The 12228-nt window shown below is 55.6% G+C and carries 15 protein-coding genes; 8 read left to right on the top strand and 7 right to left on the bottom strand.

Going from position 1 to position 12228, the window contains the following annotated elements; genetic code table 11:
* Positions 1-32: 32 nt before the first annotated feature.
* Positions 33-446 carry a hypothetical protein gene (locus HMPREF2907_RS10765; protein ID WP_070682676.1) on the bottom strand — a complete coding sequence of 138 codons (414 nt, stop codon included), beginning with the start codon at positions 444-446 and terminating at the stop codon, positions 33-35.
* Positions 447-1106: 660 nt separating this feature from the next.
* On the opposite strand from HMPREF2907_RS10765, the gene HMPREF2907_RS10760 reads away from it, so the two are divergent.
* The 8 genes from HMPREF2907_RS10760 to HMPREF2907_RS10725 all read left to right on the top strand — a co-directional run bounded on the left by HMPREF2907_RS10760 (position 1107) and on the right by HMPREF2907_RS10725 (position 4019).
* Positions 1107-1364, top strand: coding sequence for a hypothetical protein (locus HMPREF2907_RS10760; protein WP_049223653.1), 258 nt, complete (start codon positions 1107-1109; stop codon positions 1362-1364).
* A 68-nt stretch (positions 1365-1432) separates the two neighbouring features.
* Positions 1433-1714, top strand: a complete 282-nt coding sequence (locus HMPREF2907_RS13025) for a hypothetical protein (RefSeq protein ID WP_070682675.1) — start codon at positions 1433-1435, stop codon at positions 1712-1714.
* A gap of 20 nt (positions 1715-1734) precedes the next feature.
* Positions 1735-2157, top strand: coding sequence for an antirestriction protein (locus tag HMPREF2907_RS13020; RefSeq protein ID WP_070682674.1), 423 nt, complete (start codon positions 1735-1737; stop codon positions 2155-2157).
* A gap of 47 nt (positions 2158-2204) precedes the next feature.
* Positions 2205-2438: a hypothetical protein gene (locus HMPREF2907_RS10745; protein ID WP_049224921.1), complete on the top strand. Its 234-nt coding sequence runs from the start codon at positions 2205-2207 to the stop codon at positions 2436-2438.
* A 71-nt stretch (positions 2439-2509) separates the two neighbouring features.
* Positions 2510-2689, top strand: coding sequence for a hypothetical protein (locus HMPREF2907_RS10740; protein WP_003740944.1), 180 nt, complete (start codon positions 2510-2512; stop codon positions 2687-2689).
* A 49-nt stretch (positions 2690-2738) separates the two neighbouring features.
* Positions 2739-3065, top strand: coding sequence for a hypothetical protein (locus tag HMPREF2907_RS10735; RefSeq protein WP_070682673.1), 327 nt, complete (start codon positions 2739-2741; stop codon positions 3063-3065).
* Positions 3066-3513: 448 nt separating this feature from the next.
* The gene (locus HMPREF2907_RS10730; RefSeq protein WP_049222610.1) at positions 3514-3768 is read left to right on the top strand and encodes a type II toxin-antitoxin system Phd/YefM family antitoxin; all 255 of its coding nucleotides are present in this window, start codon (positions 3514-3516) and stop codon (positions 3766-3768) included.
* Positions 3765-4019 carry a Txe/YoeB family addiction module toxin gene (locus tag HMPREF2907_RS10725; protein ID WP_049222611.1) on the top strand — a complete coding sequence of 85 codons (255 nt, stop codon included), beginning with the start codon at positions 3765-3767 and terminating at the stop codon, positions 4017-4019. The genes HMPREF2907_RS10730 and HMPREF2907_RS10725 overlap by 4 nt, the downstream gene beginning before the upstream one ends.
* A 184-nt stretch (positions 4020-4203) precedes the next feature.
* Here the strand turns inward: HMPREF2907_RS10725 and HMPREF2907_RS10720 are convergent, their stop codons facing one another.
* From HMPREF2907_RS10720 to HMPREF2907_RS10695, 6 genes are all read right to left on the bottom strand, one after another.
* Positions 4204-5796, bottom strand: coding sequence for a DNA cytosine methyltransferase (locus HMPREF2907_RS10720; protein WP_070682672.1), 1593 nt, complete (start codon positions 5794-5796; stop codon positions 4204-4206).
* A 52-nt stretch (positions 5797-5848) separates the two neighbouring features.
* Positions 5849-6340: a hypothetical protein gene (locus HMPREF2907_RS10715; protein WP_070682671.1), complete on the bottom strand. Its 492-nt coding sequence runs from the start codon at positions 6338-6340 to the stop codon at positions 5849-5851.
* Between the two features lie 17 nt (positions 6341-6357).
* Positions 6358-7464 (bottom strand): relaxase/mobilization nuclease domain-containing protein, encoded by a 1107-nt coding sequence (locus HMPREF2907_RS10710; RefSeq protein ID WP_070682670.1) that lies wholly within the window; start codon positions 7462-7464, stop codon positions 6358-6360.
* Positions 7454-8035, bottom strand: a complete 582-nt coding sequence (locus tag HMPREF2907_RS10705; RefSeq protein WP_049222646.1) for a plasmid mobilization relaxosome protein MobC — start codon at positions 8033-8035, stop codon at positions 7454-7456. Before HMPREF2907_RS10705 ends, HMPREF2907_RS10710 begins: the two co-directional genes overlap by 11 nt.
* A 63-nt stretch (positions 8036-8098) precedes the next feature.
* Complete coding sequence (locus HMPREF2907_RS10700; protein ID WP_070682669.1) at positions 8099-9721, bottom strand: phosphoribosyltransferase; 1623 nt, start codon at positions 9719-9721, stop codon at positions 8099-8101.
* Positions 9722-9787: 66 nt separating this feature from the next.
* On the bottom strand, positions 9788-12193 hold the full coding sequence (locus HMPREF2907_RS10695) for an LPD7 domain-containing protein (protein WP_070682668.1): 2406 nt from the start codon (positions 12191-12193) through the stop codon (positions 9788-9790).
* Positions 12194-12228: the final 35 nt, after the last annotated feature.

Genomic DNA, 12228 nt, shown 5'->3' with positions numbered 1-12228 from the left:
AAGGCCGTCTGAAAAGGTTCAGACGGCCTTTTTTAATACAAGTTTTCGCTACTTACGTCTTTCGGCGGCCATTGGAATTTCTTTTTTTGAGGGTTGGACGCAGGCGCGGTTTTTTCAACGTCTTTTTTGCCCGCTTCCTGTTTGACGGTGGGGGCGGGGTTAGCTGGCTGGTTTTCTCTTACCGCCTGTTTGATGGCGGGAGCGGGCTTTTCAACTTCCTTTTTATCCGCTTCCTGTTTGTTCAACCGTGAGCGGATGAATCGGTTTAAAGCCTGTTGGCTGATGGCTAGATTCTTTTTTTCTTTCAAAAATTGCAGCATTACTTTCTCAGTAAATCCCATTTTCCGCATTTTCAAAAGTTCGTCCCGGTACGGCTCCAAAACCGATCGGTTCACTCGTTTTGGCTCATGGCCATGCTCTTTGATGAAGTCATCCAAATCATCCATATCAGCTTCCTTTTGCATACAACATGGCTACAACACGAATACAACTTTAACTCTATTCTACTACTTAATACAACATTTAAACAATACAAAACAACCAAAATAACAACAATACAACAATACTAAAACAACTAAAAAACTCTACTTACTCGTATAAACAACATATAAACAATTTAAAAACAACTAAAACACAATATGAATACAACAATATCACAATACTAAACAACAATCTCCCCCTCCGCGCGAACCTCACCCCTGCAAAAAACGTCCAATTTCTACTTAAACCCACTATTTTCAAACTACACGCAGGATAGGCACAGGGTGCCAAAAAACGCCCTAAGGCGTTTTAAAAAATTCCGCCCGAAGGCGGAAACGCCGCCAAGCGGCTGCCCTGAAAAACAAACATCGGGAGGCTTGCGCCGCCGCGTTGTTGCGTGATGTCTAAATTCCCAAGCCGCCAAAGTCCAGACCAAGACGAGCGTCTTTGCGCGGATTCCACCTTTTCCACACCGCTTTAGGCGGTTCGGACAAAGATGAAATCCGCTCAAAGCCGGTCTGGACTTTGGCGGCTTGGGAATTTTTAACGACATCACAACGCGGCGGCGCAAGCCTCCCGATGTTTGTTGTTACGTTAAGCATAGTTACTTAGGAAAGGATTCAGCAATGAAAACTGCCAAGCTCAAACGCGCCCGTACCATCGCGGCCGTCATCGCAGAGTTGGACGCGGAACGCTGCAACCGCGTTTACGCATCTTGCTACCCGTTTGCTACGGGAACGGAATGGATTGCCGACCATATCCGCAAAAACTACTTTGCCGAGCTGAAAGCCGAAGGCTGCAACAGCCAAGAAGTATTGCGCCGCGCAAAACGGCGCGTCGTGAGTGCCAACGGCGGCACGGCCGCACAATGGCACGCCGTATAGGCAGTTGACCCCAAAAGGCCGCCTGAACGGCGGCCGCCGATACCTGTTTAAACAGAGAGGATTAAAAAATGACACGACAAAAACCAATCAAAAACCCGTTTGCCAAACTTACCGCCGCTTTGGATGGCGCGTATATCGGATGGCTGCCGCCTGTTACCGCATTTGCGCCTACCGGCAATATAACAACCGTATATTTGAAACTGGTTATCGAAGATTCTTTTGTGTTCCTGCCCAAGCCCGTGCAAAAGCTGGTCAGCAAGTTCAAACACAACCGATGCTTGGGCGGGATGGAGGTTTACGCCGAAGTACCGGTAGCGGAATACCGGGCGGTAATTGGATATTTTTTATAACAAATGAATGGAGACGGAAAATGACGAACCCGATTACCCAAACCATCACGATGACCGTTGTACCCAACTCAAAACGCCCGGCATTTCTGCCGGAAAAAACCAGCGCGGCCTATTTGGCGTTTGAGACGGCTTTATACGGCATTGCCGACAACTTGAGCCGCGACTACGACGGCGGTTATTGGGAATTCTGCGAATTGTCAAACGGCGGTTTTTACTGCTGTCGGGATACCGAAGATGATTTTGACTGCGTGAGTTCCAACGGTTTTGAATGCCGCATGTCTGCCGATGCCTTCGGCATTACCGCCACGCTGTTTGCCCTGAATTGTGCGATGGACGGGCAAAGCGGTGCGACGCTGGAAAAGCTGGTTGACGGTTATTACCGTCTTAGGGATTACGCGGCCGGACACGAAGAGGCGGCTCGGATTTTCAGGATGATTGACTAAAACGGCTTTCAGACGGCCAAAAGGCCGTCTGAACGGAGGATTAAAAAATGACCAGATATACCCCCAAAGAATTTCAAGACCTTGTTCACGGCATCGCACACGGTTACGGCTGTATTGAAGTTGTATGTCATATCGGCGACAAGATCATTATCGAGGTGGGCGGAGAGAAATTTCCGTTGCGCGATAAGGTACTAGACCTTGACCGTGCAGGGGTTACGAAAATCGTCCGGTATCTAGTCAACCTACATTGCGCCGTTTTTACGCGCGATTATTTGGCTTGATTTGATGATTGACTAAAACGGCTTTCAGACGGCCTAAAGGTCGTCTGAATGGCAACAGGAGCAAAAAGATAATGGCAAATTACCGAATCAACGCTTACGACAAAAGCGGCCGCGCATATGGCGCGATGGTTTTTAGTGGCTACACCCGCAGAGAGGCGGAGCGACAATACCGGCGGCACAAGCTGCTAAAAAACAAACGGCTGAATTTATACATAGGGCAGATCGGCGCGATTTCCAATCTTGGCCGCTAAAACAGACCAAAGGCCGTCTGAACGGCGGCCGCAAACGGGAGATGAAGAAATGTTTGAATCTTACAATGACGTATCCCACAATTTTTACAACTGGTGCGAAATTTTAGAAGAATTGGGTGGCAACGGTAATTATGATGATGAAATTTGGGAGTTGGTACGCGCTCATAATCATTGTCCGCATTTGGGCAACGTCAGACAGGCGGTTATTTTGTGGAATTTGGAAAGTGAAATTTATGCGTTATACCCGTCGGCTAAAGTGGATTTTTATATCAATGCCATCGATAGCCATCTGTATATTAACGATAACATCATATCGGATATGAGGGATTTCAGACGAATCACAGCGCAATATGAAGCCGAAAATCTAGCGGCCTGATGATTTGGTTGTATAAATGATACAAAAAACGGGCGAAAACCAACCGCAAAACAATTAATTTAGGTAAATTAAAAGTTAATTTGCGTTTAATTTTCGCCCGTTTTCGGCTGTTCAGACGGCCTTTGGCATGGAAAAATGCCCGCCACAGCCCCGTTACCGTCTCTCAGGGTTCGACCGAAACGGCCCCACGCCCCCAAGTGAAAAACAGACTTAGGCGGCTTTTCCGGCACCTGCGGCAGCCTGCAAAACCGCCATGCCTGTTTTTCACTTGCCCCCTACGGCGGGCATTTTTTATAGCAGATTGCTATTGTCTTGCAGCGGGGCTGTTGTCTGGCAGGCGGGCTGTTTGGCAGACGGGCGTGAAAAAACCACCTGTCCATCAAAGGCAAGATGGTTTGAAATACGCAATAGTTGTACAATAATGCGTACCTATTTAAGGAGTATCGTAATGGATGTTATGACTTACAGCGCGTTTCGTGCCGAGCTGGCGGGGACATTGGATAAAGTGGCCGACGACCATCGGCCTGTTTTGATTACCCGGCAAAACGGCAAACCTGCGGTTGTGATGAGTTTGGAGGATTTCCATTCCTATGAAGAAACGGCCTATTTGACGGCAAGCCCCCAAAACGCGCAACGATTGAATCAGGCTGTCGAACAAATCCGGCAGGGGCTGGCGGTTGAACGCGGCTTGGCAGAATCATGATCTTGGCGTGGGCAGACTATGCTTGGGAGGATTATCTATACTGGCAAACCCAAGACAAAAAGACTCTGAAACGCATCAATCTGCTGATTAAAGACATTATGCGCCATCCGTTTGAGGGCTTGGGCGAACCCGAACCGCTGCGGCATAACTGGCAGGGGTTTTGGTCGAGGCGGATTGATTTGGAGCATCGCTTGGTCTATCAGGTACGCGGCGATACATTGTTTGTCGCGCAATGCCGATACCATTATTAACCGTCGAACGCTTAAGGCCGTCTGAAACGGCGGGCATGCCGTTTCAGACGGCCTTTTCAAGCTTTAATTGTCCATATGCAAATTGTCCACCCTATTTGGCCGGTTTGTGGGGTGCGGACGTAAAAAAACAGCCTGCCGCCACACGGTATCTGTGTGGCGGCAGGCTGTTTGATGTCATGGGCGGTCAGGCCGCCTGTTGTTCGTCCAATGCTTCTTCGGGGCGGTAGTTTGCCCGTATCAGCGCGGCCATCGGCGGCGGCGATACGGAATTGCCGCACATTCTTACTTGGGCGGTTTTGGTCAGCGGCCGTCCGCTGCCGTCGCGGTCGTAAATGTAGCTGTCGGGAAAACCTTGGGCTTTGTACAGCTCTTTGGGTTCGAGCATCCGCAGCGTGATGTCGGTAATGTAGTAGGGTTCGCCGCCGATATGCAGCGTTACCGTTTTCAGACGGCCTTCCGTGTCAAGGCCGTCTGAAAAGCCTTCGCCGTAACGGATCAAAAAATCGGCTACGCGCAGGGCGCGTTCTTTTGCGCTGCCGAGTTCGCACACGGCCAACGAGGTTTTGCCGCCTCCGCCGTCGCTCATGACCGTGCCGACAGGTTCGGAAATGTCGCTGCCTGTGCTTGCGCCGAACTGCCGGATCAAGCAGGCGGAAATAAGCTGCTGCTGGCTGCCGCTGTTGGTAATGGTGGTCAGCGGTTCGGCCGCATCGCGCCCGAAGGTACTGTTGAATCCGTCGTTGGCCTGCATCAGGTAGGCGCAGGCAAGGGCGTGGCCGCCGTTGCCGGAGGCCGTTACCGTGCCGACGGGCTGTGTGATGTCGCGGCTGCCGATACCCCGCCGCCTGCTTGCGCCGCTGCCTTCGCCGTGCGCGGCATTGATTAATACGGCTGCGCGGGTGCCGGTAACAAAGGGCTGCGGGTTGTCCAGCACAAACTTTTTAATGCCTTTGGCGATGCGTTTCAGGGTGTTTTCGGCCAGCGGTTTGGGACGGTCGAACACGGATTTTCCGGCCAGCGTCCAATCGATGCACCCGGCCGCGCCGCGCCATTTCTTTTGGCCTTTGGCAGGCCGTCTGAAATGGGTGGGTTCCGGCCATACAATCGGCAGCCCGTCGCGCCGTGCCACCATGAACAGCCGCTCGCGGGTGGTGGGTGCGCCGTAGTCGGCCGCACACAAGATGCGCCATTCGACGGCATAGCCCAGTTTTTCCAATTCGTGCACGAACTTTTGCCAGCGCTCTCCCGTGCGTTTGGGATCGGGCACGAGATATTGCTGCCGCACGGGAACGCACTCTCCGGCGGCCGCGATTGTGCCGTCGGTTTTGATCACGCGGCCGGAGGCTTTGTCGCGCTTGGCCACCAGCCGCCCCCAACGGGTAATCTGCTTCACGTTTTCCAGCGTGATCACTTCCGGCCGCACCTGCGCCGCCCAGCGTTTGCCGACCCAGCTTAACGAACGGACGGCATTGCTGCGCGGCTGCCCGCCCGCCGCCTGACTGTGGTGCGTACAGTCGGGGCTGAGGTGCAGCAGCCCGACCGGGCGGCCGCCGCAGGCTTGAGCCGGATCGACATCAAACACGTCGGTCTGGAAATGGCGCGTTTGCGGATGGTTGGCGGTGTGCATGGATATGGCCTGCGCGTCGTGGTTGACGGCAATATCGACATACAGCCCGGTAGCCTGCTCGATGCCGCAGGATGCGCCGCCGCCACCGGCGAACAGATCGCAAATGAGCTTGCCGCGCAGGTCTAGGGTAAATTGCTTGGGCATCCGCATGGCCGGCTGTCTCCTTTCATTGCATTGCTTTGAGTCATGTTGTTTGTCTCTCTTACGGATTAATGCAATATTTCAATGCAGTAATGATTCTGTAGAGTTCGTGCCGCTCGTCTTCACTAAGGTTTTCAATCCCAAAATCGTGTGCCTTCAGGACAACCAGCTGCTCAATGTCGTTGAGCCGGACAGTACATTCCCGTTCGGGAGAAATCAGGTGGCCATAGTCGGCCTTGGCGGCTAATGCCGTCAGAAAATCTTTTGAATCAGTTATTTCGCCCGTGCCGCCAAGTGTGTCGGCGCGGCCGCACAGCGACAGCAGTTGGGCAAAGGCGGGATTGTGGCGGAAGTCTTCGCCGCCGATGCTGCCGACAGTCAGGATGTCTATCAGGCTTTCGATGTCGGAACGGATAACCGCCCCTACGGAAGAGGCTTTGTCCGACGGCGGCAGCTCCTTCAAAATCTGTCCGGTAAATGCGATGGTGTCGGACAAATGGGCGACGATGGCGTTAAGGTCGATTTCTACGATGTTTTTCTCTTTTGCATTCATGATTCTGCCTTTCTGAATCAGCGTGAAATGTCGGTTTGGGGTTTGTTTTCGTCCAAGCGCTGCTGCATCCGGCTGATGGCGCGGCGGTTGCCGTGCAGGCGGTCGTAGCTTTGTTGGGCTTGGGTGTCAAACGGCTGCGCGGCGGTTTCTTTGGCCAGTTTGCTGACAATGCGGGCTTCGGTTTTGTGTCCCATCTTGTACAGCTCTTTGGCGATTTTGCCGTATTGCTCCAAGATGATGCCGCGCGTCTGCATGGTTTCTTTTAAAAACGGATGCGTCGGCCTTTGGCTGCTTTTGAGGGCGGACATCAGCTCTTTGGCCTGCTGCCTTGCGGTGCGGCTGAGTGCGCCGCGTTGGCGCATGGCGCGTTGGATGCCGTCTTCGGGCTTTTGCACCCGGCCGCGGTGTTGCCGCTTGGTGGCGGCGCACAATACGCCTTCGTCGCGCAGCTTTTCGGCAAAGCGCACGCGCCACTCGAAGAGGTCGTTTTTGCGCGGGTTGAGCCTTTGGCCGAAGCCGTCGCGGATTAATACGCACAGATGCACATGCGGGTGCGCGGGTTCGCCGGGTTTTTCGCTTTCGTGGTGCAGGCCGAAGGCGTATTGGTGGTTGCCAAACTGCTCGGCGGCAAAGGTGCGGGCGGCGTTTAACACGGCTTGCGGCGGCGTGCCTGCGGGCATGGACAGCACGATATTGACGGCTTCTTTGTGTTTGCCCTCTTCGGGAATGCCGAGTTTCTGCCAGTCGTCCAACAGGCTTCGCACGGCTTTTTTGCCCTCCAGCCGCTCGCCGTCTGAAGTTTCCAAACTTACTTCGCCGTTGCGCGAGACGTAGTCCAAATGGTTGCGGATGCCGCGCATTCCGTTGGATTTGTTGCTGAGACGCTTGGGGATTTTGACCATCACTTCGGGATGTTTGAGCGCGGCGGCTTTCAGGTTGGTCAGGGCGCTGCCGCTTTTGAGCGGCGGCGGCGGGGCATGGCGGGCGGACTTGCCGCCTTTGCGGCCGTCTGATGTTTTACCGCCGCGCTTGGACGCTTTGCCTAGCACGAGGTCGTCTTTTTTGCCGTAAACGGCGCGGGTTTTGCCGAGAAACCAGTCGTCGGCATGGCGGTTAAGGCTCATGGGCTGCCTTTCTCGTCGTGTGGCCGCGCTTGCGGCGGCGGTGGGTTTGCAATACGGCGGCGACTTTGCTTGTGTGCGCGTCGATATAGGCTTTGAGCGCGGCAATGTCGTTGCCGGTAAGGGAGGCATTTTCGCCCGCATTCAGACGGCGTGCGATTTGGTTGAGGTTGCGGCCGATGGTCAGCAACTGGTAATTGCTCTGATACAGCGCGTCGGCCTCGTGGGCAGAAATCATGGGGTGTTGGTAGATGTGCGACTGGATGATGTCGCGCACTACGTCGTTGATGCTGCCGCGCCGCACGGCCGCCGCCGCTTCGAGATAGGCGCGGTCTTTGTCGGGCAGCCGCAGCGTGATGCGGCGGGCGCACTTGGGCGGCGGCAGCTTGAGCGGCTCGACGGTTTGAGGCTGTTGCAGCTCTGCCTGAAGCAGCTTTTTAGCCAACAGCGACAGGCTGGCTTTGCCGAAGCGTTGCCGCGCCAGCCCGCGCAGGGCGGCCTGCTCGTCGGTGTTCAGGCCGAATACCCGCACCGGCGGGCATTTGGCCGTATCGTTTGCATCTGTTCCGTCCATGTTTCACTCCTGCAAAAAAAGGCCGTCTGAAAGGTTCAGATGGCCTCAAACGGCAAAAAAAAATCAGCGGTCGAACTTAAGCTCGTGCTGATTTGCGCTTCTTTCAGGCTGTGGCTGCCTGATTTGGTTTTCATAAAAATTGATGCGGGCAAGCATCTGCGTTTGCGGCGACAAACCTTTAATCAGGTTTTCCATCGAACGCTCCAGCATGGCCTGCCAACGTTGTTCCAACTCACTCATTGAGGCCGTCCGGGCACGGTATTGCGCTTTAGCCGCATCGAGGCGTTCGGCAGGGTCGGGGGCTTGGGGGCGGGTTTCAGACGGCCTTTCGGCCTGATGTGTTTTTTCCGTCCGTATCGGATGGTTCAGTAAGGTTAGTGTCAAGGCGCGGCCTGTTTCACTAAACCGGTAATCCCAACCGTTGCGGCTATTGGGTTCGGATACCAAAATACCTGCCTGTTCAAACTGTTTGATGTCTTGCATCATAAAGTAATGGCGGGCATCAATCGTCCGGCCTGCTTGGGCGTTTTGCTTGAGCATGTCGGACAGCGTGCTGGTCATCGTGCGATGCGCCAATGCCTGCCCGTATTGCGCGGCCACAGCCGTATCCATATTGCGGAAATCCAAGCCGCCCTCCATAAAATCTGCCTTTTGCCGCAGTACATAATCAACAGCCGTCTGCTGTAACTGTTGCGCTTTACTCATCATTTGCTCCTGCACGGGGCGCGGCGTACCGCCGGACAAAGAAAAAGCCGCTGCATCTTGTGCGGCGGCTTGGGTTGGAGAATCTGACGGCTTTACGCCTTGGGTAACTTTGGGGCGTTCTGCTCCGTGTTGCGGTCGCGTAGTTTCATGGGATTCCTGCGCAGTTCCTCTTTTGCCCACTCGTGAAAGCTCTCGAAGTCTTGCTTGAGCGATTCGATCTCGGATGGCGTCAAAAGTCGGGGATGATCGAATTGCGCCTGCCTCACCTCGAGTGAGTTGGTCGATGCTGTAGCCGAAGGTTTGTAGCCAGTAGTCATTAGGTGCGTCTCCGTGTTTTCTTTGGATTTCGTCAAGCTGTTTTTGTGTCGGTACAATATTTAGACCGGTAGCGCGTGCGCTCATCACAACTGCGCCAAGCACATGGCCGCCACGGTTTTCAATATAGCCCCGCAGTCCGGCAATAGTGCCACCCATCGTGGAATTGTCATCTACAATCAGGTAATCACGGCCGGACTGAACATTGCCGCCAAATATGGCAGGAAAGGCAAGCCGGTAACTGCTGTCGCGGCCGGTACGCCCTGCATAACTGACCTGATACAGACTGCGGTCGGTTTGCCAACCGGTATGTTCGGCCAATACTTCGGCCATCATGGCAGGAATACGGTTGCGGCCGGCTGATTCCTCTGCCCGGATACCCACGATAAGCGGTGTTTTATCTCCTACCATTTCTTTAACTGCATCAACAGTTTGTTTGGTAAGCAGGGATTGTACCAAAGCCAATGCAGCCTTGCCATTGCCCGCTTTGGCAGCACGGTAGCTTTCGGCGCTTTGCATTTCGGCCAACGTGCCGTTGCGTATCAGCGGCGGAAAATCCCGCCACGGCGCACGCTCGGAACGGGCAGAGGTTTGTTCCGCATCCTGCACGGCATTAAGGCCGTCTGAAACTTCAGACGGCCTTGTTGTTTTGTTCGGGTCGGTCATGGTGGTATCCCTGTCAAAAAGCAGCCAGCCCGAAGCGGGAAGCTTTGGGCTGGCGTGTGTTGGCGTTTACCGGCTGATTTCGGGTGCGTTGCCGCGTTCCTGCGCCCGCGTGTCGCGCTGCTGCTGCGGGCTTTGTGCCTGCGCGGGAATCTGCATGGGTTTGGGCAGGTTCAGCTTGCTGCCGCTCATTTTTTCAGCCGTATGCTCGTAGTAGTTTTTCAAAGCCAGCGTGCGGGCATCGCCTTTGAGGCCGCTGATGGTATCCATCATGCTGCGCTCGTGAAACGCCAAAAGCTGCTTGTTGGGCTTGGAGAGTTTTTCCGCTTTGCGCGTATATACCGATTTGGCCGATTCGTAACCGGTTTGCAGCGCGGCCGCTTTCATTTGCGCGGCCGCTGCGGCGGCTTCGCTTCGGATTTCGCCCTGTCCGATGGCCTGCATGGGCGCGCCCAAATGGGTGTCGGCTTCGTGCGATGCGTTGATGACGGCATCGCTGGGCAGCCCGCTTTGCGCCAGCATTTTGTCGGCTTTGGAGATGGCCTCTACGTCGGGTTTGCCTGAAACCGGCGTATCGCCGCTGCGGCCGGGCTGTTCGGACGGCCTGCGCTCCTGTTCCTGCTCCTGCTTCAGACCGTCTGAAACGCCGCTGCGCCGCTCTTGGCGTGGGGCGGTTTCGATGCCGTTGAGCGCGTACTCTTGACGCAAACGCTCCACCATCGCCAGATCTTCGGGCTTGGGACTGTAGCCGGAAGTGCGGATGCCTTGGCTTTCGGCCATCACAAACATCAGGGATTTGAACTCTTTGCTGCCCTTGATTTTGATACTGTCCCAGCCTTTGTGTTTGGCCACTTCCAGCATGTCTTTGACGGTTTGCAGGTCGGATTTGGCGGTGGTCAGTTTGTTGCCTTTGTCGGTAAACAATACGGTGCGGTAGCTGTCGGGCGAAGCGTATTGTCTGCTCGGCGAAAGCAGCCTGCCCTCAAACGTGATATAGCGGTTTTGCAGGCTCTCGGGCGTGGTGTAGTTCAAATCCAATACGATTTTTTTATCCCTGCCCTGCAACAGGGCGGCGGCATCGGTTTGGCCGGGTTCGCCCTTTGGGGCTGCGGACGGTTCGCGGGTGGGTTTTTCGGACTGTTCGGGTTTGAGGCCGTCTGAAACGCCGCTACTTTGCTTTGGGCGCGGCGTATCGCCGTTTGGGCTGTCTGCGCCGTGCTTGGGGGCGTTTTTTTCCACTTCTGCGCGGCGGCCGTCAAACTCGATGCCGTTGGTTTGCGCGGCTTCGGGTGTTTCGCGCGGGGTGTCTTGTTGTGCCATTGCATTGCCTTTCATATCGGGTGTTGCGCTTTCAGACGGCCTTTTCCGCTGTCCGCGTGCCTGCATTCTGTCCTGCCACTCGGTCGCTTGGTCGGCGGCCGCCTGCGCGAAGCCGTCGCCCTGCGGTGCGAGGTTGACCCCTTCGTCCAGCGCCTGCCTGACCGCCGCGATACCGGCGAGCTTGTGCAGGTCGTTGAAGTCGCTGGGCAGCTTCGGGCGGCCTTGGCTGTCGAGGCCGTTTTCGCGTTGGAACTGCTGAATCTGCGTCATGGTAAATTCGGGCTGCACGGCTTTGGCTCTGTCGCCGAACAGGGCGGCCGCCTGCCGCGCTTTGGCCAAGCCGGTGCCGGATGCGTCGTTGTCAACCGCGATGGTTACGGGGATGTCCGGCGGCAGGTTTTTGGCCAGCGTCTCGGACACCGTAACCATATTGCCCGCGTCAAACGCGACAACCACGGGTTTGCCGGTGGCCTGATGAATGCTGGCGGCGGTGGCGAAGCCTTCGGCAACCACAATGCCCCGCGCGGTATCGGCCGCGTCGCCGACCACGGTGTAGCCGCCCGACTTGAGGCCGTCTTTCAGAAAGTGCTTGCCGCCGTCCGGCGAAATGGATTGCAGGTTGTACAGCGTGCCGTCGCGGTAGATGGGGATTTGCAGGTTGAGTACGCCCCGATACTCGCTTTGGCGGATGCCGCCCAACACGGCCGGGTCGGTAATGCCTTTGGCGGCCAGATAGGGATGCGCCAAAGTGGCGGGAGCGGCGTTGCGCCAAATCCGCTGCGCCGTTTTGCTGACGCGCAGATGGTTTTCCTGCTGCTGCCTCTGCGCCGCCTCGCGTGCCGCTGCGGCTTCGGCCTGACGGCGTGCCTGCTCTTCGGCCGAAGGCGGCGTATAGGGCGTGTCGGGGCGGTAGCCGTTGGCGCGTGCGTCGTAAAACAGCGATGCGATGGTGCGGGTGGGGTTTTTGATGCTTTTCCACACGCTGCGTGCGTCGCGGCTGCTGTAGCTGTCGGACTGCTGCGACCATCTGTCCCACATGTCAAACGCCTCTTCGCCCAGCTCGTGTTTCAGCGAATAGGCAGTATTGACCCACACGTCGCGGTCGTGCGGCTCGATGTAGCTTAGGGCTTTTTCGATTTCGTCGCGGTTGCTCATTATGTTGTCTCCTCACAAAAAACAACGGCCGCCGC

Origin of the sequence: Neisseria sp. HMSC055H02 (assembly GCF_001813335.1) — a bacterium.
Taxonomy (GTDB): Bacteria; Pseudomonadota; Gammaproteobacteria; order Burkholderiales; family Neisseriaceae; genus Neisseria; species Neisseria sicca_C.
This window is presented reverse-complemented; position numbering and strand designations above follow the sequence as displayed.